Origin of the sequence: Actinomadura sp. RB99, assembly GCF_014706005.1 — a bacterium.
Classification (GTDB): domain Bacteria; phylum Actinomycetota; class Actinomycetes; order Streptosporangiales; family Streptosporangiaceae; genus Spirillospora.
Genome location: NZ_JABMCA010000004.1, coordinates 158,024 through 179,375, shown reverse-complemented (window position 1 = coordinate 179,375; position 21,352 = coordinate 158,024). Strand labels below are relative to the sequence as shown.

Genomic DNA, 21,352 nt, shown 5'->3' with positions numbered 1-21,352 from the left:
GGCAACAGTGAGCGGTGCCTACTGTTCCCCGCAGGGCTTCGGGGCCGCCCGGCGGAGGACGGCTCCCGACCGTGAACCGGAGGGTGCCGCATGAGTGAACCCCGCCTGCCGACGGCCATCGAACTCGACGGCGACGGCGCCCATCCGGCCGCATGGCGGTACTCCGGGCGACCACCCGGCGCGGTCCTCACCGCGGGAGCGCTGCGCGACGGCGTGGCCGCCGCCGAGGCCGCCGGCTTCACGCTGGCCACGTTCGACGACGCGCCCGTCCCGCCGCACGCGGGCGTCAACGCCGCCGGGCGGCTGGAGGCCGGCACCCGGGCGGCGTTCGCCGCGACGATCACCGAGCGGATCGGCCTCGCGCCGGCCCTGCACGTGACGACCACCGAGCCGTTCCATCTCGCCACCCAGCTCGCGAGCCTCGACCACGCCGGCCGCGGCCGGGCGGCGTGGCTGGTCGGCGCCGCGAACGACCCGGAGTCGCTCGCGACGATCGGAGCGGCCCCGCTCGCCCCGGACGAGCTGCGGCGGGAGGTGCGCGACGTCGTCGACGCCGCCCGGCTCCTCTGGGACTCCTGGGAGGACGGGCCGTCATCAAGGACGCCGCCACCGGACGGTTCCTGGACGCCGACCGGGTCCACCACATCGACTTCGCGGGGGCCCGGTTCACGGTCAAAGGCCCGCTGATCACGCCCCGGCCGCCGCAGGGCCAGGTCGTCGTCCTCGCCCCGGCCGCCCTCGGCCTCGGCGCCCACGCCGACATCGCCCTCGTCGGCGGGCACGACACGGCCGCCCTCGCCGAACGCGCGGCGGAGGCGCGGGAGGCCGGCGCCTCGCTGGCGTTCGCCGAGATCGAGGTCGTCCTGGGCGGGACCGACGCCTCCGCCGCGGCACGCGCCGCCCGGTTGGAGGAGTCCGCCGCCTGGCCAGACACCGGCCGGTTCCGGTACGTGGGGTCCGCCGGCGGGTTCGCCCGCCTGCTGCGGTCGCTCGCCGGGACCGTCGACGGGGTGCGCCTGCATCCGGCCGTCCTCGCCGCCGACCTGCCCCTGCTCGCCGAGCACGTGCTGCCCGCCCTCGCGGCGGCCGGCCTGCACCGCCCGCCCGCGACGGGCGCGACGCTGCGGGACGCCCTCGGACTGCCCCGCCCCGCGAACAGGTTCACCGCCGCCTCCTGAGGGGAACTCGACCATGACCGAAGCCGCCACGGGCGCCCCCTACGATCCGCACGCCCGGGTCCACCTCGGCGTCTTCTACACCGGTGTCGGCCCGCAACTCGTGTGGAACGATCCGGCCGCCGCCGACCATGTCGCGATCGAGACGTTCGTCGAGGTCGCCCGCCTGCTGGAGCGCGGGCTGTTCGACGCGTTCTTCCTCGGGGAGGGGCTGCGGGTCCGGGAGAACCGGGGCCGCGTCCACGACCAGGACGTGGCCGGCCGTCCCGACGCGATCACGCAGCTGTCCGCCCTCGCCGCGGTCACCGAGCGGATCGGGCTGGTCGCCACCCAGAACGCCACCTACAACTTCCCGGCCGACCTGGCCCGCAGGCTCGCCAGCCTGGACCTGCTGTCCGACGGCCGCGCCGGCTGGAACATCGTCACCACCGACAACGCCTGGACCGGCGCGAACTTCCGCCACGGCGGCTGGCTGGAGCACGAGCGCCGCTACGACAGGGCCGGCCAGTTCGTCGACGCCGTCACCGCGCTGTGGAACGCCTGGGAGCCGGACGCCGTCGCCGCCACCGGGGAGGTGAAGAGCTGGGCCCGGCCCGGCTCCATCGGCGAGGTCGCCCGCAGCACCGACCTGGTCGACCTCCGCGCCGTCGCCACGGTGCCCGCGAGCCGGCAGGGTCGGCCGGTCCTCTTCCAGGCCGGCGACTCCGACGGCGGCCGGGAGCTCGCCGCGTCCCGCGCCGACGTGGTGTTCTCGGCGAACACCCCGTACGACAAGGCCGTCGCCTACGCGGCCGACCTGCGCGCGCGGCTGGCCAGGTATGGACGCTCGGCCGACTCCCTGCGGATCCTGCCCGGCGCCTCCGTCGTCCTCGGCGACACACCGGACGAGGCCCGCGAGCGCGCCCGCCGGGTGCGCGAGGAGCAGATGTCGGCACCGCGCGCGATCACGTTCTTCGAGCAGTACTGGGGGACGGACCTGTCCGGGTACGACCCGCACGGGCCGCTTCCCGACATCGACCCCGTCGAGGGCGAGCTCGACCCGTCGCGCGGCACCATCCCCATCGAGCGGCGCACCGGCAAGCTCGCGCTGATCGCCCGGTGGCGCGAGCAGAGCGAGCAGCGCGGCCTGTCGATGCTGGAGCTGGCGCGGGAGGTCGCGCCCGGGCACCCCGCCTTCGTCGGCACGCCGTCCCAGGTCGCCGACGAGTGGGTCCGCTACGTCCGCACCCGCGCCGTCGACGGGTTCAACATCACGCCGTACCTGATCCCCTCCGCGCTGGAGGACATCGTCGACAAGCTCGTCCCCGAACTGCAGGAGCGCGGCGCGTACCGCACCGCCTACGAGGGCGAGACGCTGCGCGAGCACCTGGACCTGCCCCCGCTGAACCCGTAGGAAGGGGCCCGGATGGTCAGGGGACCCAGCGGCGGGCCGTGAACCGCGTGCCGTCGCGGCCGATCTCGACGGCGCCGGGCCCGCAGAAATGGGCCGGTACGACCAGCGCGGCGGTGTCCGCGGCCCGTTCGAGGAGGCGGCGGCGGGTCCGGGCGGCGGCGGACGGGTCGTGGCAGAAACAGCTGGAGGCGTCCGGCGCCAGAAGCTGGACGGGCGTGTGGAGCAGGTCGCCGACGAACAGCGCGCGCTCGCCCTCGGACTCCACGGCGAGCACCCCGTGCCCGGGCGTGTGCCCGGGGGCGAGGTCGAGCCGCAGGTTCTCGTCGATGAGGAAGCGGTCCTCCCAGACGACCGCCTGCCCCGAACGCAGCACCGGCTCCACCGACCGGGCATGGACGGCGGCGCTGCGCCCGGGCTCCTCCACCAGCGTGTCCGGGGCGAAGAAGGCGAGGTCGGCGGCGGAGAAGAGGTACCGGGCCCGGGGGAAGAACGGGACGTGCCCGCCGTCGTCCTCGCGGGTGTTCCCGCCGACGTGGTCGGCGTGCAGATGGGTGCACACCACGAGGTCGACGTCGCCCGGCGCCACGCCCGCGGCGGCGAGCGCCGCCGGCAGGTCGCCGCCGGCCGGCACACCCTCCTGGCGGGGGTCGGGGGCCAGACCGGTGTCGATGAGGATCGTGCGCCCGGCACTGCGCAGCAGCCAGCTGTGCACGGAGACGCGGACGCGGCCGGAGCCGGGGTCCCAGTGGTCGGGAGCGAGCCAGGAGCGGTTCGCCTTCCAGAGATCCGGGCCGGTGCCGGGGAGCAGCTCGGCGGGGGTCAGGGGCAGATTCTCGAAATGCGGGATGCGGGTCACCGAGACCGCGCCGATGTCGAACGTGCGCATACGCTGATCTTGGTGACGCCCAGGCGGGACCGGAAGAAGGAACTTTCATGTCCACTGACGTGCCGTCCGCTCGCCCGGTGACGTCCGGAGCGGTGGAGCGAGGGGTCGTCGTCACCGCCGCCGAGTACGGCGCCTGCCCGGTGACGGGCGTCCTGCGGCGCGTCGGCGACAAGTGGAGCCCGGCGGTCATCCGGCTGCTCGCCGACCGGCCGCACGGCTTCAACGAGCTGGACCGCGCCATCGAGGGGATCAGCCGCCGCGTGCTCACCCGCACCCTGCGGACGCTGGAGGAGGAGGGGCTCGTGAGCCGCACTCCTGCTCCCGGCAGGGCGGGCCGCGTGGAGTACGCCCTGACCGAGGTCGGAGCGTCGCTGCGCGAGCAGCTCGCCGCGCTGGGCCGGTGGGCCGCCGAGCACGCCGCCGAGCTGCCCCGGATGGCATATATTCCTACTGATTAACTTGGAAAAGCCTCGATCCTCTGGGGGATGTCCGATGCGGATGGTGGATGACCTGGGCTACGAGGTGCGCGCCACCGGCTGGGACGATCCCGACGCCGCGAAACTGCGGGACGCGATGCAGGCGGAGATGGAAAGCCGGTACGCCGACCGGGTCGCGGAGATCCTCGCCGCGGCGGCGGACCCGGAGCGGAAGGTGGACGGCACGCTCGGCGTCGAGGCCGAGCAGGTGGTGTACGTCGGCGTCGCCTACGCTGGCGGGACCGCGATCGGCCACGTCGCGTTGCGGCGCTACGGCGACGGCGTCGAACTGAAGCGGATGTACGTCGCGCCCGCGCATCGCGGTTCGGGGGCCGCCACCGCGCTGCTGGCCGCGGCGGAGAGGGCCGCCCGGTCCCTCGGAGCGTCCCGCGTCGTCCTGCAGACGGGGGACCGGCAGCCGGACGCCGTCCGGCTGTACGAGCGCGAGGGCTACACCCGCATTCCGGTCTTTCCGCCGTACGAGTGGCTGACTTTCTCGATCTGCATGGAGAAAACCCTCTGACGGTGCCGCACCGCGACCGGCGACGGACGGCCGGATTGCGGTACCCCGGCGAATTCACCGTTCGCGTTTCATCCGGACGATAAGGGGGGCCTACAGGGGACGCGGACGCGCGGTCCATCGCTTTGATGGGGCGAGGAGCGTGCTTCGTGGCGCCGCCTGGAGGCGATGATGGGTGACTCCCAGGACCTGATCCTGGAACTGGTCCGCGAATACCACCGTGAGAGGGAACGGAGCCGGCGTTTCGTCCCGGGCGAGACGCTCGTGATGCCCTCGGGCGCCGACCTGAACGAGGACGACCGCGTCGCGCTGGTCGAGGCCGCGCTCACCATGCGCATCGCCGCGGGCCCGAGCGCGCTCGCGCTGGAGCGGGAGTTGGGACGGACCCTGCGGCGCCGCAAGGTCCACCTGACCAACTCGGGGTCCTCGGCCAACCTGCTGGCGCTGACCGCGCTGACGCAGCCGGAGATCGGCGCCGACCGGCTGAAGCCCGGCGACGAGATCGTCACGGTCGCGGCGGGGTTCCCGACGACGGTCAACCCGATCCTGCAGAACCAGATGGTGCCGGTCTTCGTCGACGTCGAGCTCGGCACCTACAACACCACGGCCGAGCGGGTCGCCGAGGCGATCGGCCCCCGGACCCGCGGCATCATGATCGCGCACGCGCTCGGCAACCCCTTCCCGGCGGCCGAGGTGGCCGAGCTGGCCGCCGAGCACGGCCTCTTCTTCGTCGAGGACAACTGCGACGGCGTCGACGCGAAGTACCGGGGGCGGCCGACCGGGACGTTCGGCGACTTCAGCACCGTGAGCTTCTACCCCGCCCATCACCTGACCATGGGCGAGGGAGGCTGCGTCACCACCGACCGGCCGAGGCTCGCGCGGATCGTGGAGTCGCTGCGCGACTGGGGCCGGGACTGCTGGTGCGAGCCGGGGGCCTGCGACACCTGCGGCAAGCGCTACACCCAGCAGTTCGGGGACCTGCCGTACGGCTACGACCACAAGTACACGTTCTCGCACGTGGGCTACAACCTGAAGACGACGGACCTGCAGGCGGCGCTGGGGCTCTCGCAGCTCAAGCGGCTGCCGGAGTTCGGCGCCGCCCGGCGCCGCAACTGGCGGCGGCTCCGCGAGGGCCTGGACGGCCTGCCGGGGCTGCTGCTGCCCGAGCCCACGCCCGGCGGCGATCCCAGCTGGTTCGGCTTCGTCATCACCGTCGCCGCCGACGCGCCGTTCGACCGGGACGAGATCGTCGCCCACCTGGAGGACCGGCGGATCGGCACCCGGATGCTGTTCGCCGGCAACCTCACCCGGCAGCCCGCCTACCGGGGCCGGGAGTACCGGGTGTCGGGGAGCCTCGCCAACAGCGACGTCATCACCGCGCGCACCTTCTGGATCGGGGTCTTCCCCGGCCTCACCGACGAGATGATCGACTACGTGATCGGCACGATCAGGGACTTCGTCACGAGCCGGCGGTAGCCCGCGGCACGCCGCGTCACGCCCGCGGCTCGGTCGGGACCCGGGCCGCGGGCTCGGCGTGCTCGGCGTGCTCGTCCTGCCGGGCGGCCTCGCCGCCGTCGTAGGCGGCGCGCGCGGCGGCGATCTTCGCGTGGTTGTTCTCGGCCCAGGCCGAGAGGGCGCGGGTGGAGGCGAAGAGCTCCTCGGCGAGGGCCGTGGCGGTGTACTCGACCTGCGGGGGCACGGTGGGGTGGACGGTGCGGGTGATGAGCCCGTCGCGCTCCAGCGTGCGCAGCGTGAGGGTCAGCATGCGGCGGCTGATGCCAGGGATCGACCGGTGCAGTTCGGCGAACCGGATGGGCCCGTCGCTCGCCGCCGCGATGATCGCGATTCCCCACTTGCTGCCGACCCGGTCGAGGGCGTCGCGGAAGGCGGCGCACGTGTCGGGCTCGACGTCGTCGGGCAGCCGAGATCCTGCTGTCATCGGGTTCCCTTCCCCGGTGCGGACGCCTCAGCGTCGCACGCGCCCGTCCGTGCGGGCAACCGATGCCCGCCCGGCAGGGGCGGGTCAGGGGGGCGGATCGGGGAGTGCGGTGCGCAGGACCGGCGCCACCTCGGTCGCGAGCAGTTCGAGGGAGGTCCGGTGGTCGTGCTCCGACAGGCCGTCGGGGTCGACGCTGACCACGAGGAGCGAGTGGCCGAACACCTCGTGCTGGCGGTGCACCTTGTCGATGATCTGCTCGGGGCTGCCGACGAGCGCCGGCGAGCGCGCGACGAACTCCTCCACGGTGGGGAACGCCGGGTGGGCGCCGATGCCGCGCTGCATCGCGACCAGGCGCTCGTAGGCCGGACGGTACGCGGCGATCGCCGCCTGCGAGGTCTTCGCCACGAGGAACCCCGGCGTGCCCGCCCCGGTGAAGAGCCGGTCGGCGGGACGGCCGTGCCGCGCCCATTCGGCGCGGTAGTGCTCGACCAGGGGCCGGGCGCTCTCGCTGGACAGGCCCGCGTTGGAGAACACCACGGGGTCGCCGTACTCGGCGGCGAGGGCCACCGACTCCGCCGACGACGAACTCCCATGCCAGATTCTGGGCCGCCCGCGCAGCGGCCGAGGGAGGGTGCGTACGCCGTCCAGGCGCGGCCGCCGCCCCGCCGGCCAGGAGACCTCGTCCCTGGTCCACAGCTCGTGCAGGAGCCGGAAGTTGTAGGCGAGGGCGGGGCGCTGCTCGTCGGGCGCCAGGCCGAACATCGCGCCGCCCGGCCCGGCGCCCTTGCCGACGATCAGCTCCAGCCGCCCGCCGGACAGCTGGTCCAGGGTCGCGTAGTCCTCGGCGACCCGCACGGGGTCGAGCATCGACAGCAGGGTCACCCCGGTGAACAGCCGGATCCTGCTGGTCAGCGCCGCCACGTGGGCGAGGACGACCGGCGGCGCGCTGGAGAGGAACGGCCAGTGGTGGCGTTCGCCCACCCCGAAGCCGTCGAAGCCGAGCTCCTCCATGTACCGGGCGGTGGCGACCGTGCGGCCGAAGCTCGCGCGCGTCGCGGCGGGCTCGTCCGCGCCCGCGGAATCCAGGAAACGGATGGGAGCCACCCCGAAGAACTTCACGATCGGTACCGCCGTATTCCCATTCGTGCGCGCCCGCGATTCCGTTGAAGGCGGATCGCCTTTCTCCAGTCGCCAAACGTAGGCGGTGGGCGACGGCGCCGGAAGAAGGAACATTGCTGTTACCACCCCGTCCCGTGCTTTCCTGTGCGCACACGCGATCTGGAATGGTCCGAAAGGGGGTGCGGTGTGTCCGCGCCGACCGATCTGCGGCTGGAGCACCGGCCCGCGGCGCTGGGGCTGACCGAGCGGTCGCCCCGGCTGAGCTGGCGGCTGCCGCCCGGGACCCGGACGCAGCGGGCCTACCGGATCCGCGGCCGGGCGGGCGACCGGCCGTGGGACACCGGGTGGGTCGCGTCGGACCGCAGCCTGTTCGTCCCCTACGGCGGCCCGCCGCTCGCGTCACGGGAGCCCGTGCGATGCGCGGTGCGGGTCCGCACCGACGCCGGCAGCAGCGCCTGGTCGGAGCCCGCCGCCTGGGAGATGGGCCTGCTCGATCCGGACGACTGGGCCGCCGCGTGGGTCGGGCCCGCGGAGGACGAGGTGCCGCCGGCGGGCTTCCGGCCCGGCTACCTGCTGCGCGGCGAGTTCACGGTCGACCGCCCGGTGGTCCGGGCGCGGGTGTACGCCACGGCGCACGGCCTGTACGAGCTGTTCCTCAACGGCGAGCGGGTCGGGGACGCCGAACTCGCCCCCGGCTTCACCGCCTACCGCGACCACCTGCACGTCCAGGCGTACGACGTGACCGCCGCGGTCCGCGCCGGCGCCAACGTGCTCGGCGCGGTCCTCAGCGACGGCTGGTTCCGCGGCCGGACCTCCTACCACCGCCTTCCCGACGGGTTCGGCGACCGCACCGCGCTGCTGGTCCAGCTGCACGCCGACCACGAGGACGGGACGTCCACGGTGGCGGGGACGGGCCCGCGCTGGCGGTCGGCGGTCGGGGCCGTCAAGGCGGCCGACTTCTTCGACGGCGTCGCCGCCGACCTCCGCGACGAGCTTGCCGGGTGGAGCACCCCCGGGCCGGTCGAGGGCGGCTGGGCGCCGGTCGCCGTGCGCGAGCGCCCGGCGGCCCGGCTGGTGTCCTCGCCCGCTCCGCCGGTGCGGCGGCTCCAGGAACTGCGCCCGGTCGCGATCACCCGGCCGGAGCGGGGCCGGCACATCATCGACTTCGGCCAGAACCTCGGCGGATGGGTACGGCTCACCGACCTCGGACCGCGCGGGACGGTGCTGTCGCTCACGCACGCCGAGGCGCTCACACCGGACGGCACCGACGTCAACACCGCCAGCGGGCAGGCCACCCTGCACTGGTACACGCCGGCGCGCGGGATCCAGACTGACCGGGTGGTCTCGGCCGGTCCGGACGGCCCGGCCTTCGAGCCGCGGCACACCCGGCACGGCTTCCGCTACCTGCGCGTGGACGGGCATCCCGGCCCGATCAGCGCCGGCGGCGCGACGGCGGTCGCGGTGAGCTCCGACCTGCCCCGCACGGGCTGGTTCCGGTGCAGCGATGAGCGCCTCGACCGGCTCCACGAGATCGCCTACTGGACCTACCGCAACCAGGCGTGCGACGTCCCGACGGCCGAGATCACCCGCGAGCTCGCCGGCTGGACCGACTTCGGGTGGAACATCCGGGGCGCCCGGCTGCTGAACGACGTGTCCGGGCTGAGCGCCAAGTGGCTGGCGGACCTCGCCGCCGACCAGTGGCCGGACGGGACGGTGCGCAACTACGCGCCCGACCCCCTCGGCCCGCGCAGCCTGACGGCGCGGTTCGCCATCCCGCACGGCCAGGCGGGCTTCGGCGACGCGGCCGTGGTGGTGCCCTGGGAGACGTGGCGGGCCTACGGCGACGACGGCCTGCTGGAGCGGCAGTACCCGTCGATGACCGCGTGGGTCGACCGCGTGGCCCGGATCGCGCGGGACCGCAGGCACCCCGACCGGCGCGCGGCGCGGCCCGTCCCGGCACCGCACGAGGAGTTCCTCTGGGACACCGGCTACCACTTCGGGGAGCACCTCGAACCCGCGCCGCCGCAGCGCCCGGTGTCGCCGCAGCGCCCGGTGTCGCCGCGGCGGCCGGCGTCGCTCGGCGGGCGGCGCACCACCTGGGCCACCGACCTGGACTCCTTCACCGCCGCCGTGGTCGAGGAGATGGAGTCCCGCGACCACGCGGCGTTCGCCACCGCCTACTTCCACCGGTCGGCCCGGCTGCTGTCCAGGATCGCGGGCGTCCTCGGCCGGACCGGGGACGCCGAGCGGTACGGGCGCCTCGCCGATGACGTCCGCGCCGCGTGGCAGGCCGAGTTCATCGCCGCCGACGGGCGGCTGGCCTGCGACACCCAGGCGACGCACCTGCGCGCGCTCGCCTACGGCCTGGTGCCCGAGGCGCTGCGGGCGCGGACCGCGGACCGGCTGGCGGAGCTGATCCGCGCCGCCGGCACGCGGCCCGGCACGGGGCTGCCGACGACGCATCTGCTGCTGCCCGTCCTCGCCGACAACGGCCACCTCGACCTCGCCTACGAACTCCTGCTGCGCTCCGGGCCGCGGTCTTGGATGTCGGTGATCGACAACGGCGGCACCACGTTCTGGGAGACCTGGGACGGCATCGCCCCGAACGGCGCCACGATGCTGGCGCTGAACATGCCGACGCGGGCGAGCGTCGTCGAGTTCCTGCACGGCCACGTCGCCGGCGTACGGCTCGACCCCGAGCTGCCAGCCTACCGGCGGTTCCGGGTCGAGCCTCGGCCGGGCGGCGGCCTGACCTGGGCCGAGGTGAAGTACGACTGCCCCTACGGGCGGATCGAGGCCGGGTGGCGCGCCGAGCGGGGCCGCTTCTCGCTGGAGGTCACGGTCCCGCCCGGCACGACGGCCGAGGTGGTGCTCCCCGACGGCACGCGGGCGGAGGCAGGCCCCGGCGCCCATGCGTTCGCCGCGCGGGCGGCGCCCGCTGATTCAGGGGTGGCGTAGGGGGTCGCGGAAGGGGGTCCGCATCTGCCGTTCACGGCAGCCTGGGCATGGATCGGAATCGCCGGAACCGCCGGCGGAGGAAGGGCTTCGAATCGATGGCGCGGTTTCTGGGCGGACGAGTGCTCCAAGGGCTGTTCGTGCTCTGGGCGGCCTACACGCTCTCGTTCGCCGTTCTGTACGCGCTGCCGAGCGACCCGGCGGCGATCGCGGCCGGCGCCAACAACAGCGTCACACCGGAGCAGCTCGCCCAGCTGCGGCATGAGATGGGCCTCGATCGCCCGCTGGTGGAGCAGTACCTGACCAAACTGGGCGGGGCGCTGCACGGGGACCTCGGGCGCTCGCTCCAGTCCGGCGAGCCGGTGACGTCCCTGATCGGGCGGGCGCTCCCGCCGACGCTCGCGGTGGCGGGGGCGGGGCTCGTCCTCGGGGTGCTCCTCGGGACGGCGCTGGCGGTGCTGGCCACCGTGACCGGCTCTCGCCGGCTCCGGCGGACGCTGCTGAGCCTGCCGCCCCTCGGCGTCGCGATCCCGGCCTTCGTCATCGGGCTGCTCCTGCTGCAGTGGCTCTCCTTCACCTGGAACGTCTTCCCCGCGATCGGGGAGGGCGGGCTCCGCGGGCTGGTGCTGCCCGCCGTCACCATCGCCGTCCAGCCCGCGGCGCTCATCGGGCAGGTCCTGGCGAAGAGCATGGGCGACGAGCTCGGCAAGGACTACGTGGCCGTCGCCCGCGCCAAGGGCGCGGGGCCGCTCCGGACGAACGTCCGGCACGTCCTGCGCAACGCCGCGCTCCCCGCCCTGACGCTGGCCGGGCTGCTCGTCGGCGGGCTGCTCACCGGCGCGATCGTGGTCGAGGCGGTGTTCTCCCGCAACGGCCTCGGCCAGGTCACCCAGGGCGCGGTGGCGGCCGAGGACCTGCCCGTCGTGCAGGGCGTGGTGCTGCTGGGCGCGCTGGTGTTCGTCAGCGTCAACCTCGCCGTCGACCTGCTCTACCGGGTCCTCGATCCGCGGCTCGCGGTCGCGCGGCGCCCCGCCGGGCGCTTCGCGCTGTCCGGCCTCGCGGGCCGGGGGTGAGCGGGATGTCGGTCACCGACGTCGCCCTGCCGGCCGGCGAGCGCTTCCCGGAGCCGGGTCCCGCGCCGCGGAGCGCGGGCGGCCTGCTGCGCTCGCTGGCGCACCTGCTGCGCGACCCCGGGCTCGCCCTGGCGCTCCTCTGGGTCGGCCTCGTCGTGGTCGCGGCCGTCGCGCCGGCGCTGCTCGCCCCCGGCGACCCGCTGGCCGTCGACACCGCCGCGCACCTGCACGCCCCGTCGCCCGGCCATCCGTTCGGCACCGACCGGCTCGGCCGCGACCTGTTCGCCGAGACGGTGCACGGGACCGGCCGGACGCTGCCGGCGGCGGCGCTCGCGACGGTGATCGGCCTCGGCGCGGGCACGGTGCTCGGCCTGCTGGCGGGGTTCCTGCGCGGCGCGGCCGACCTGGTGATCATGCGCCTGGTCGACGTGCTGCTGGCGATCCCCGGCCTGCTGCTGGCACTGATGCTGGTCTCGGTGCTCGGCAAGGGCGACACGGTCGACGTCGGGATCGCCATCGGCGTGGCCGCCATCGCCAGCACCGCGCGGGTGATGCGCGCCGAGGTGCTGCGCGTCTCCGAGAGCGGGTTCGTGGAGGCCGCCCGGACGGGCGGGGCGCGGTGGACGCGCGTCGTCCTCCGCCACGTCCTGCCGAACTCGATGGGGCCGGTGTGGGTGCTCACCCTGCTGCTGTTCGGCGAGGCGATCCTCGGCGTGACCACGCTCAGCTTCCTGGGGTTCGGCGCCCAGCCGCCGACGCCGGAATGGGGGTCGCTGGTCTCCTCGGGGCGCGACTTCCTCGGCAGCGCCTGGTGGCTGTCCATCCTGCCGGGCACGGTGGTCGCGCTGACCGTGCTGGCCGCCAACCGGGTGTCGCGCGCCTTCGACGGTGAAAGGACGGGACCGCGATGAGCCCGCGTCTCCTGGAGGTCGAGGACCTGGCGGTGCGGTACCGCACGCGCCGCTCGGCCGTCCGCGCGGTGGAATCCGCCAGCTTCGCGGTGGGGGAGGGCGAGACGGTCGCGATCGTCGGCGAGTCCGGGTCGGGCAAGTCCACGACGGCGTACGCGCTGCTCGGCCTGCTGCCGCGGTCGGCCCGCGTCGTCCGCGGGCGGATCGGCTTCGACGGCCGGGACCTCGCGGGACTGCCCGAACGCCGGTGGCGCGAGCTGCGCGGCCGGGAGATCGCGCTCATCCCGCAGGACCCCGGCACGTCGCTCAACCCGGTGCAGCGGGTCGGCGCCCAGGTCGCCGAGGCGCTCCGGCTGTCGGGAGGCGCGGACCGGCGCACCGCCCGCGCGCGCACGCTGGAGCTGCTCGCCGACGCCGGGCTTCCCGACCCCGAGGTCCAGGCGCGGCAGTACCCGTCGCAGCTGTCGGGCGGCATGCGCCAGCGCGCCCTCATCGCGATCGCCATCGCGGCGCGCCCCCGGCTCATCGTGGCCGACGAGCCGACGAGCGCGCTCGACGTCACGGTCCAGCGCCGCATCCTCGACCACATCGGCGCGCTGGTCCGCGAGTCGGGCACCGGCATGCTGCTGATCACCCACGACCTCGGCGTCGCCGCCGAGCGCGCCGACCGCGTCCTGGTGATGCGGTCCGGCGCGATCGTGGAGCAGGGCACGCCGGGGGAGGTGCTGTCCGACCCCCGCGACCCGTACACCAGGTCCCTGATCGACGCCGCGCCCGGTCTCGCGCGGACGCCGCGCCGGCACCGCGTCCGGCTGACCGCGATCCCCGGCGGCGCCCCCGGCGACCCGTTCGCCGAGCCGCGCCCCGCCCGCCCGCCGGAGACGGGCGACGGGCCGGACGCGCCCGTCCTGCGCGTCGAGGACCTGGTCAAGGAGTTCCGGCCGCCCCGCGCCGGCGGCCGCGCCGCCGCGATCCGGGCCGTCGACGGAGTGAGCTTCACGATCCCCCGGGGGCGGACCTACGGGCTGGTCGGCGAGTCGGGATCGGGGAAGTCCACCACGGCGCGGCTGATCCTCCGGCTGGCCGATCCGACCGGCGGGCGCGTGTTCCTCGGCCAGGAGGACATCACCGGGACGCGGGGGTCCGCGCAGCGCCTGCTGCGGCGCCGGATGCAGATCGTCCAGCAGAACCCGTTCGCGTCGCTGGACCCGCGGCGGTCGGTCGAGCAGATCGTCACCGACCCGCTGACGTCCTTCGGGCTGGGTTCGCGGGCGCGGCGCCGCGGCCGGGCGAGGGAGCTGGTGGACCTCGTCGCGCTGCCCGCCTCGGTGCTGGGCCGCCGGCCGGCCGAGCTGTCCGGCGGGCAGCGCCAGCGCGTCGCGATCGCGCGGGCGCTCGTGCTGAACCCCGAGCTGGTCGTGTGCGACGAACCGGTGTCCGCGCTCGACGTCTCCGTGCAGGCCCAGATCCTCGACCTGCTCGCCGCGCTCCAGGCCGAGCTCGGCGTGAGCTACCTGTTCATCTCCCACGATCTGGCGGTGGTCCGGCACATCGCGGACGAGGTGGGCGTGCTGCACCGGGGCCGGCTCGTCGAGTCCGGCCCCACCGAGGAGATCTTCGCGGCCGCACGGCACGGCCACACGCGGGAGCTGCTCGACGCCATCCCCGGCCGCCGCTGACGCGGCCGACCCTCATGACAAGGAGAACCCGGACCGTGTTCCAGATAAAAACGGTCGGAATATTCAAGATAGCGCCGGCCGCCGCGGCCGCGGCGCTGCTGCTGGCCGCGTGCGGCGGCGGCTCGTCGGACGGGGGCTCCAAGGCGGGCGGTCCGCCCAAGGCGGGCGGCACCCTCACCGTCGCGCTCGCCGGCGACCCGGTCAGCATCGACCCGCGCGCCGTCACGCCGCTCGTCCGGGAGGTCTCGCGCCCCATCGTCGACTCGCTGCTGGCGCTCGACCCGGCCACCAAGAAGCCCGTGCCCTGGCTCGCCGAGTCCTTCAAGGCCAACGCCGACGCCACGGAGTTCACCTTCAAGCTGCGCAGCGGCGTCACCTTCTCCGACGGCACGCCGCTGACCGCGAAGGTCGTCAAGGACAACTTCGACGACGTCATCGCCAACAAGGCCAAGGCCGCGGGCTCCACGTCCGTCTCGCTGCTGGAGCAGGGCGGCTACAAGGGGACGGACGCGCCCGACGAGCACACGGTGGTCCAGCACTTCGCCAAGCCGTACCCGACGTGGCCGCTCTGGGCGGCGGGCACCGCCTTCGGCATCCTCGCCCCGAAGACGCTCGCGCTGCCGGTCGCCGACCGCTTCGACAAGATCGTCGGGACGGGGCCGTTCGTGCTCCGGTCGTACACGCGCAACAGCCAGGTGGTGCTCACCAAGCGCAAGGGCTACGCCTGGGGCCCGCGGACCGCTAAGCACGACGGGGACGCCTACCTCGACAAGGTCGTCTACAAGGTGATCACCGAGCCGAGCGTCCGCACCGGCGCGCTGAAGACCGGCCAGGTGCAGCTCGCCGGCGCGCTCAACCCCTCCGACATCGCGCCGGTCCGCAGGGCCGGGTTCTCCATCGTCGCGCAGCGCAACCCGCGGCTCGCCGAGGGCCTGGTGGTGACCGGAGCCGACCGCCCGCCGCTGGACGACGCGGCCGTCCGGCAGGCGCTGGTGAAGGCCGTCGACACCCGGCAGATCCGCGACACGCTGCTCACCCCCGAGTGGGGCGTGCCCAACAGCGTCGTCACCGGCGCGGTCGTCGGCCACGCCGACGAGAGCGCGCTCCTCAATCCGGACCAGAAGGCCGCGGCTGCGCTGCTCGACAAGGCCGGCTGGGTTCCCGGCGGCGACGGCATCCGGGCCAAGGGCGGCAAGCGCCTCACCCTGTCCCTGGGCTGGCTCGACCGCGGCAACCCGTGGGACCAGCCGCTCGTCGAGCTCGTCACCGCCCAGTACAAGAAGATCGGCGTGGAGCTGAAACCGCAGCTCGCGACCGCGGCCCAGTCGGTGGAGGCGCTGAAGGCGCACAAGTGGGACCTGTTCCTGTCCGGCGTCGCCGGCGGCCTGGACGCCGGGGTGAGCCTGCTCGGCACGTTCAGCACCGCGCCGCCGAACTTCTACAACGTCCAGGACGCCCCGCTGCAGCCGCTGCTGGCGAAGCAGGCGACCACCACCGACGAGGCCGCCCGCGCCAAGATCCTGGCCGACGCCCAGCAGCGCATCATCTCCCAGGGGCTGTACACGCCGCTGGTGGAGGACACCGCCGTGGTCGCGGTCGGCAAGAAGGTGCACGGCTTCGCCCTCGACGCCGACTCCCGGCTGCCCACCCTGCAGGACGTCTGGCTGTCGTGACCTACCGCATCGCCGTGGACGTCGGAGGCACCTTCACCGATCTGGCGCTGCTCGGCCCGGACGGCGTGGAGCTGGACCACAAGACCGGCTCCACGCCGGACGAGCCGGCGGACGGGGTCGTCGCGGGCCTCGGCGGCCTGGCCGAGAAGGCGGGGCTGCCGCTCGCCGGGCTGCTCGCCCGCACCGGCGTCATCGTCCACGGCACGACCATCACCACCAACGCGCTGGTCACCGGCACCGGCGCGCGGACCGGGCTGCTGGCGACCGAGGGCCTGCGCGACGTCCTGCTCGCGCGGCAGGGAGCGCGTGCCGAGCAGTTCGAGTCGCGGTCGGCGCCGCCCGCGCCGCTCGTGCCCCGCCACCTGATCGAGACCGTCCGGGAGCGGGTGGACCGCACCGGCGAGGTGACGGTGCCGCTGGACGAGGAGGGCGTGCGGCGCGCGGCGCGGCGGTTCCGGGAGGCCGGCGTCGAGGCGGTCGCCGTCGCCTTCGCCTTCTCCTACCTCAACGACGCGCACGAGCGGCGGGCGGCCGGGATCCTCGCGGCGGAGCTGCCCGGGACGTTCCTGTCGGTGTCGTCGCGGGTGGCGCCCGAGGTCCGGCTGTACGAACGCACCTCGACGGCGGTGCTGAACGCCTACGTCGGTCCGGTGCTGCGCGACCACCTGGACCGGCTGGCACGGCGCCTGGCGGACCTCGGCCACGCCGGGCGGGTGCTGATCGTCCAGTCCAACGGCGGGGTCGTGGATCTGGACCGGGCCGCCGAGCGGGCCGTGGACACGCTCCTGTCGGGGCCGGCGGGCGCGCCCGCCGCCGTGGCGCGCGTCGTCGCCGAGTTCGGGGTGCCCGAGGCCCTGACGATGGACATGGGCGGCACGAGCTTCGAGGTCAGCCTGTCGTCGGGCGGCGCCACCGGGATCACCACGCGGGCCGAACCGGCGGGCCACCCCGTCTCGGTGCCGATGCTCGACATCGCCACGATCGGCGCGGGCGGGGGTTCGGTGGGCTGGACGACCCCCGGCGGCCTGCTGCGCGTCGGCCCGGCCAGTGCCGGGGCGGACCCCGGCCCGGCCTGCTACGGGCGCGGCGGCCGGGACGCGACGGTCACCGACGCCGACCTGCTCCTCGGGCATCTCGCGGGCGGGTTCGGGGACGGCCTCGAACCGTCGGCGGAGCTGGCGGGCCGCACGATCGGGGACCTGGGGCGGCGCCTCGGGCTCGGCGCGGTCGAGACGGCGGCGGGCGTCCGCCGCGCGGTCGACGCGGAGATGGCCGACGGCCTGCGGCTGGTGATCGCCCGGCACGGGCTGGACCCGCGCCGGCTCGCGCTCGTCGCGGCCGGCGGCGCCGGGCCCGTGCACGCCGTGCAGCTGGCCCGCGACCTCGGGATCCCGCTGGTCGTGGTGCCGGCGGGCGCGTCGGTGCTGTGCGCCCGCGGCATGCTCCGCGCCGACCTGGTCCGCTACTACGTGCACACGCTGCTCGGGCGCGGGCGTGACCCGCGCGCCACCGGAGCCGGCGCGGACGAGGTCGTCGCCGCGTTCGCCGGGCTGGAGGAGCGTGCGAAGGCGGATTCGGCGGCCGGCGGGCCGGCGCCGGCGGACCTCCGGTTCACCCGGCTGGCCGACGTGCGGTACGTCGGCCAGGTCCACGAGGTCACGGTGGCGTTCCCGCCCGGAACCCGCGACGGCGCCGCGGCGCTGGACGGGCTCATGGCCGCCTTCCACGAGAGCCACGAACGGCTGTACGGCTTCGCGCAGCCGGAAGCGCCTGCGGAACTGGTGAACCTCCGGCTGGAAGCGCGCGCGCCCACCCCCTCGCCCCCGTCCACGGGCGTTCCGGCGGCCGCCCGCGCACGGCCGGGCGGGGACGGGACGCAGCGGGCCTGGTTCGACGGCGCCTTCCGCGAGGTGCCCGTCCGGAGCCTGGAGGCGGTGCCGGTGGACGAACGTCAGAACGGGCCCGCGCTGCTGGCCGGCTCGGGCACGACCATCGTGGTCCCGCCCGGGTTCGCGTACGAGGTCACCGCAGGCGGAACGACCCTGATGTTCGCGGCCGGCCGCGAACGGGCCGAGGTGCTGGCCGCGCTGCGCGGCGTGAAGGAGGCGGTCCGGTGACGGCGGCGATCCTGGCCTCGGTGGTCGACAACCGGCTGCACGCCATCGCCGCGCGGATGGCCGACGCGATGCTGCGGTCCTGCCGGTCCGCGGCGTTCCAGAGCCGCGACTTCGTGACCGGGATCTTCGACGCCGACGGCGCGTGGATCGCCACCAAGGACTTCATCCCGGTCCTCGCCGGGTCGCTGCCCAGCGCCTACGAGGGCGTCCTCGCCAAGTTCGCCGGCGACGTCGGCGAAGGCGACGTCTTCGTGCTCAACGACCCGTACCACGGCAACAACCATCCGCCTGACGTGACCGTCCTCAAACCGGTCTTCCACCGCGGCGTGCTCCGCTTCTGGACCGCGACCAAGGGCCACCACGCCGACGTCGGCGGCAGCGGCGGCGAGCTCGGCTACAACCCCGGCGCCCGCGACTGCTACGAGGACGCGCTCCGGATCCCGCCCGTCCGGCTGTACCGGCGCGGCGTCCGGCAGGACGACGTCTGGGACCTGATCCTGCTGAACCTCCGGCTCCGCGACGCGGTCGAGGGCGACCTGCACTGCCAGATCGGGGCGGCCGCGCTCGGCGAGCGCGAGCTGGTCGCGATGCTCGACGCGTTCGGCGTCGAACCGGTCCTGGAGGCCGTGCGGTTCCAGCTCGCGGCCGCGGCCCGGCACATGCGGTCGGAGATCGCCCGCTGGCCGGACGGGGTGTACGAGTCCGTCCGCCACCTCGACGACGGCGGCGAGCACCACCGCGAGCCGATCGCGGTGCGGCTCCGGCTCACCGTGGCGGGGGAGCGCGCCGTCTTCGACTTCACCGGGTCCGACCCGCAGGTGACCGGGTACGCGAACTCGACCCGCGCCAACACCGTCGCCTCGGCGCTCGTCGCGCTGTTCGCGGTGACCGACCCCGCGCAGCGCCGCACCAGCGGCGCCCTCTCGGCGATCGACGTGCTGACCCGCCCCGGCACGATCGCGCACGCGGTCGAGCCCGCCGCGACCACGCTGTGCACGATCACCGCGTGCGAGGCGATCGTGGAAGCGGTGTGGCTGGCCCTCGCCCAGGCCGACCCGGCGCTCACCCACGCGGGCTGGTGCCGGGGGTACGCGTTCGCCGCCGTCGGGATCGACGAGCGGACCGGCCGGCCGTTCGGCGCCACCGGCGCGCTCAAGGGCGGCTCCGGGGCCGTCCTCGGGTTCGACGGATGGGACGCGATCGGGCCGCCGGTCGCCATGGGCGGCGGCCGCGAGGTGGACGTCGAGCTGCACGAGCTCGCCGCGCCCGCGACCATCCTGCACCAGGGCTTCGCGACCGACTCGGCGGGCGCGGGACGGTGGCGCGGAGGGCTCGGCGGGTTCTCGCGGTGGCGCATCGACCAGGACGGCGTCCGCGTCGTCTGCATCGGCTCGGGCGCGCTGGAGCAGACGGTGCCGTACGGCCTGGCGGGCGGCCTGCCCGCTCCGGCGAACCGCGGCGTCGTGCGGCACCGCGACGGGCGGGTCACGGTGCCGCGCACCAACAGCACGCTCGTGCTGGAGCGCGGCGACGTCATCGAGATCCACACCTCCGGTGGCGGCGGCTACGGCGATCCCCGGGAGCGGTCGCGCGAAGCCGTCCTCGCCGACGTCCGCCACGGCCTGGTGTCGGAGGCCGCCGCCCGGGACGTGTACGGCCTCTCCCCCTGACGTGCCTCTTCGCCTGACGTGCCGCGCGGCGGCGGATCGGAGCATCGCCATGACCCTGCACCTCCTCGTCCTCGACATCCCGTCCAACGGGCACGTGCTGCCGAAGCTCGACCTCGTCGACCGGCTGGTCCGGCGCGGTCACCGGATCACCTACGTGGTGGCGGGCGGCCCCGCCGACCGGGTGCGGCGCTTCGGAGCCGAGGTCGTCACCTATCCCTCCCTGAACCCTCTGGCGAGCCTGGCCGAGGACGACCCGGCCGCGGCCACCCGCGCGTTCTTCCGCGAGAACCTGGAGATCCTGCGCGCCGCGCGCGAGCACTTCGGCGACGAGCGCCCCGACGCCGTCGCCTACGACGAGGCGGCCTTCCAGGCGGGACGCCTCCTGTCCGGCCTGTGGGGGCTGCCGCCCGTCCTGCTGACCCCGAGCGTCGTGTCGAACGAGCACTACTCCTACTTCGACCACATGGAGCGCCTCGCGCCCGGCCACCGGCTGGCCGACCCGGTCGAGGAGATCGCCGAGGCGCTCGCCGGGTTCGGGCTCGGCGACCGGCTGGAGGACTTCCTGTGGAGCACCCGGCGGGTCCGCGAGCTGACGATCTCGTTCGTCCCGCCCCGCATGCAGCCCGAGCACGAGACCTTCGACCCCGAGCAGGTCGTGTTCGTCGGGCCGAGCGTCGAGAAGCGCGACTTCCTGGGCGCCTGGACCCCGCCGGCGGGCGCCGGCCGCGTGGCGCTGGTGTCCCTGGGCAGCGTCCGCAACGGCGACGCCGGATTCTTCGAGACGGTGGCCCGCGCGTTCGCCGGGACGGCGTGGCACGTCGTCGTGACCGTGGGAGACGGCCTCGATGACGCCGACGTCGAGCGGCTCGCCGGCCTCGCGCCGAACGTGGAGGTCCACCGCTGGGCGTCCAACGTCAGCGTCCTCGAGCACGCGGACGTGTTCGTGACCCACGGCGGCAGCGGCTCGCTGGTCGAGGCCTGGTACACCGCGACGCCGGTCGTCATCGTCCCTCCGGCCGCCGACTTCCTCCCGTATGCCGACCGGACCGTGGAGCTGGGCGCGGGCCGCGTCATCGACCCCGCCGAGCTGGACGCGGACCGGCTCGTCGCCGAGGCGACCGCGGTCGCGTCGGACGCCGCGGTGGTCCGGCGGATGCTGGAGCTCCAGGCGCACGCCCGGGCCGCCGGGGGCGCGCGGCGCGCGGCGGACGTCATCGAGGCCCGTCTCGGCGTCCCGGCGCGGGAGGCGGCGTCGTGACCGCGCGGCCGCCCGCCGGAGCGGTGATCGTCACCGGCGCCGGGTCGGGGGTCGGGGCGAGCACGGCCGTCGCGCTCGCCGAGCGCGGCCACCGGGTCGTGGCGGCCGTCCACTCCCTCGACCGCGTCGCGGGCCTCGACGCCCTGACCGCCCGGTCCGGCGCCGAGATCCACGTCGCCGAGCTCGACGTCACCGACGAGGCCTCGATCGCGCCGTTCGTGGACGGCGTCGCGGCCCGCCACGGCGGCCTCCACGCCGTCGTCAGCAACGCCGGCGTCACGGGCGTCGACACGTTCGAGAACGAGGACCTCGCGAGCTACCGCAGGATGTTCGAGGTCAACGTGTTCGGCCCGGTCAAGCTGCTCAAGAGCGGCCTCCCGCACCTGCGCGCCGGCGGCGGCCGGTTCATCGCGGTCGGCAGCGTCGCGGGCGTGCTCGGGCTGCCGTTCCAGGAGGCCTACGCCGGGTCGAAGTTCGCGCTCGAAGGGATCCTCGAAGGCTGAGCGCC

Annotated in this window: 18 protein-coding genes; 15 read left to right on the top strand and 3 right to left on the bottom strand. The window is 74.9% G+C overall.

The window, feature by feature from the left end; all coding sequences use genetic code 11:
* The first annotated feature begins 90 nt into the window (after nucleotides 1–90).
* From amrb99_RS49905 to amrb99_RS05765, 3 genes are all read left to right on the top strand, one after another.
* Nucleotides 91–687 (top strand): LLM class flavin-dependent oxidoreductase, encoded by a 597-nt coding sequence (locus amrb99_RS49905; protein WP_206699807.1) that lies wholly within the window; start codon nucleotides 91–93, stop codon nucleotides 685–687.
* Nucleotides 688–905: 218 nt separating this feature from the next.
* Nucleotides 906–1,178 (top strand): hypothetical protein, encoded by a 273-nt coding sequence (locus amrb99_RS49900; protein ID WP_206699806.1) that lies wholly within the window; start codon nucleotides 906–908, stop codon nucleotides 1,176–1,178.
* A 13-nt stretch (nucleotides 1,179–1,191) separates the two neighbouring features.
* On the top strand, nucleotides 1,192–2,568 hold the full coding sequence (locus amrb99_RS05765; RefSeq protein ID WP_190853214.1) for an NtaA/DmoA family FMN-dependent monooxygenase: 1,377 nt from the start codon (nucleotides 1,192–1,194) through the stop codon (nucleotides 2,566–2,568).
* A gap of 16 nt (nucleotides 2,569–2,584) precedes the next feature.
* Here the strand turns inward: amrb99_RS05765 and amrb99_RS05760 are convergent, their stop codons facing one another.
* Nucleotides 2,585–3,454 carry an MBL fold metallo-hydrolase gene (locus amrb99_RS05760; RefSeq protein WP_190853212.1) on the bottom strand — a complete coding sequence of 290 codons (870 nt, stop codon included), beginning with the start codon at nucleotides 3,452–3,454 and terminating at the stop codon, nucleotides 2,585–2,587.
* 47 nt (nucleotides 3,455–3,501) lie between these two features.
* Between amrb99_RS05760 and amrb99_RS05755 the strand changes: the two genes are divergently transcribed.
* From amrb99_RS05755 to rfbH, 3 genes are all read left to right on the top strand, one after another.
* Entirely contained in the window at nucleotides 3,502–3,912 is a 411-nt protein-coding gene (locus amrb99_RS05755; protein WP_190853210.1) for a helix-turn-helix domain-containing protein, read from the top strand.
* A gap of 34 nt (nucleotides 3,913–3,946) precedes the next feature.
* Complete coding sequence (locus tag amrb99_RS05750; RefSeq protein WP_241755270.1) at nucleotides 3,947–4,453, top strand: GNAT family N-acetyltransferase; 507 nt, start codon at nucleotides 3,947–3,949, stop codon at nucleotides 4,451–4,453.
* Between the two features lie 168 nt (nucleotides 4,454–4,621).
* On the top strand, nucleotides 4,622–5,926 hold the full coding sequence (rfbH, locus tag amrb99_RS05745) for a lipopolysaccharide biosynthesis protein RfbH (protein WP_206699805.1): 1,305 nt from the start codon (nucleotides 4,622–4,624) through the stop codon (nucleotides 5,924–5,926).
* A 16-nt stretch (nucleotides 5,927–5,942) separates the two neighbouring features.
* On the opposite strand, the gene amrb99_RS05740 is transcribed toward rfbH, so the two are convergent.
* Together amrb99_RS05740 and amrb99_RS05735 are read right to left on the bottom strand one after the other, a co-directional pair.
* Entirely contained in the window at nucleotides 5,943–6,389 is a 447-nt protein-coding gene (locus amrb99_RS05740; protein ID WP_190853206.1) for a helix-turn-helix domain-containing protein, read from the bottom strand.
* A gap of 84 nt (nucleotides 6,390–6,473) precedes the next feature.
* A complete protein-coding gene (locus tag amrb99_RS05735) occupies nucleotides 6,474–7,493 on the bottom strand; it encodes an LLM class flavin-dependent oxidoreductase (protein ID WP_206699804.1) in 1,020 nt (339 codons plus the stop codon).
* A 201-nt stretch (nucleotides 7,494–7,694) separates the two neighbouring features.
* Between amrb99_RS05735 and amrb99_RS05730 the strand changes: the two genes are divergently transcribed.
* The 9 genes from amrb99_RS05730 to amrb99_RS05690 all read left to right on the top strand — a co-directional run bounded on the left by amrb99_RS05730 (nucleotide 7,695) and on the right by amrb99_RS05690 (nucleotide 21,347).
* The gene (locus amrb99_RS05730; RefSeq protein WP_190853202.1) at nucleotides 7,695–10,466 is read left to right on the top strand and encodes a family 78 glycoside hydrolase catalytic domain; all 2,772 of its coding nucleotides are present in this window, start codon (nucleotides 7,695–7,697) and stop codon (nucleotides 10,464–10,466) included.
* A gap of 95 nt (nucleotides 10,467–10,561) precedes the next feature.
* The gene (locus amrb99_RS05725; RefSeq protein WP_190853199.1) at nucleotides 10,562–11,536 is read left to right on the top strand and encodes an ABC transporter permease; all 975 of its coding nucleotides are present in this window, start codon (nucleotides 10,562–10,564) and stop codon (nucleotides 11,534–11,536) included.
* Nucleotides 11,537–11,541: 5 nt separating this feature from the next.
* A complete protein-coding gene (locus amrb99_RS05720) occupies nucleotides 11,542–12,447 on the top strand; it encodes an ABC transporter permease (protein ID WP_190853196.1) in 906 nt (301 codons plus the stop codon).
* Nucleotides 12,444–14,126, top strand: a complete 1,683-nt coding sequence (locus tag amrb99_RS05715; RefSeq protein ID WP_190853194.1) for an ABC transporter ATP-binding protein — start codon at nucleotides 12,444–12,446, stop codon at nucleotides 14,124–14,126. The genes amrb99_RS05720 and amrb99_RS05715 overlap by 4 nt, the downstream gene beginning before the upstream one ends.
* A 35-nt stretch (nucleotides 14,127–14,161) precedes the next feature.
* Nucleotides 14,162–15,799 carry an ABC transporter substrate-binding protein gene (locus amrb99_RS05710; RefSeq protein ID WP_206699803.1) on the top strand — a complete coding sequence of 546 codons (1,638 nt, stop codon included), beginning with the start codon at nucleotides 14,162–14,164 and terminating at the stop codon, nucleotides 15,797–15,799.
* Nucleotides 15,796–17,916 (top strand): hydantoinase/oxoprolinase family protein, encoded by a 2,121-nt coding sequence (locus amrb99_RS05705; RefSeq protein ID WP_206699802.1) that lies wholly within the window; start codon nucleotides 15,796–15,798, stop codon nucleotides 17,914–17,916. The genes amrb99_RS05710 and amrb99_RS05705 overlap by 4 nt, the downstream gene beginning before the upstream one ends.
* Complete coding sequence (locus tag amrb99_RS05700) at nucleotides 17,913–19,586, top strand: hydantoinase B/oxoprolinase family protein (RefSeq protein WP_190853189.1); 1,674 nt, start codon at nucleotides 17,913–17,915, stop codon at nucleotides 19,584–19,586. The genes amrb99_RS05705 and amrb99_RS05700 overlap by 4 nt, the downstream gene beginning before the upstream one ends.
* 49 nt (nucleotides 19,587–19,635) lie before the next feature.
* Complete coding sequence (locus amrb99_RS05695; RefSeq protein ID WP_190853187.1) at nucleotides 19,636–20,844, top strand: macrolide family glycosyltransferase; 1,209 nt, start codon at nucleotides 19,636–19,638, stop codon at nucleotides 20,842–20,844.
* On the top strand, nucleotides 20,841–21,347 hold the full coding sequence (locus amrb99_RS05690) for an SDR family NAD(P)-dependent oxidoreductase (protein WP_190853185.1): 507 nt from the start codon (nucleotides 20,841–20,843) through the stop codon (nucleotides 21,345–21,347). Before amrb99_RS05695 ends, amrb99_RS05690 begins: the two co-directional genes overlap by 4 nt.
* Nucleotides 21,348–21,352 lie beyond the last annotated feature (5 nt).

What these genes read in the sequence shown, in the direction of transcription:
- amrb99_RS49905 (WP_206699807.1), top strand. Translation starts at nt 91, where the DNA reads ATGAGTGAACCCCGCCTGCCGACGGCCATCGAACTCGACGGCGACGGC.
- amrb99_RS05765 (WP_190853214.1), top strand. Translation starts at nt 1,192, where the DNA reads ATGACCGAAGCCGCCACGGGCGCCCCCTACGATCCGCACGCCCGGGTC.
- amrb99_RS05760 (WP_190853212.1), bottom strand. Translation starts at nt 3,454, where the DNA reads ATGCGCACGTTCGACATCGGCGCGGTCTCGGTGACCCGCATCCCGCAT.
- amrb99_RS05755 (WP_190853210.1), top strand. Translation starts at nt 3,502, where the DNA reads ATGTCCACTGACGTGCCGTCCGCTCGCCCGGTGACGTCCGGAGCGGTG.
- amrb99_RS05750 (WP_241755270.1), top strand. Translation starts at nt 3,947, where the DNA reads ATGCGGATGGTGGATGACCTGGGCTACGAGGTGCGCGCCACCGGCTGG.
- rfbH (WP_206699805.1), top strand. Translation starts at nt 4,622, where the DNA reads ATGGGTGACTCCCAGGACCTGATCCTGGAACTGGTCCGCGAATACCAC.
- amrb99_RS05740 (WP_190853206.1), bottom strand. Translation starts at nt 6,389, where the DNA reads ATGACAGCAGGATCTCGGCTGCCCGACGACGTCGAGCCCGACACGTGC.
- amrb99_RS05725 (WP_190853199.1), top strand. Translation starts at nt 10,562, where the DNA reads ATGGCGCGGTTTCTGGGCGGACGAGTGCTCCAAGGGCTGTTCGTGCTC.
- amrb99_RS05720 (WP_190853196.1), top strand. Translation starts at nt 11,542, where the DNA reads ATGTCGGTCACCGACGTCGCCCTGCCGGCCGGCGAGCGCTTCCCGGAG.
- amrb99_RS05715 (WP_190853194.1), top strand. Translation starts at nt 12,444, where the DNA reads ATGAGCCCGCGTCTCCTGGAGGTCGAGGACCTGGCGGTGCGGTACCGC.
- amrb99_RS05695 (WP_190853187.1), top strand. Translation starts at nt 19,636, where the DNA reads ATGACCCTGCACCTCCTCGTCCTCGACATCCCGTCCAACGGGCACGTG.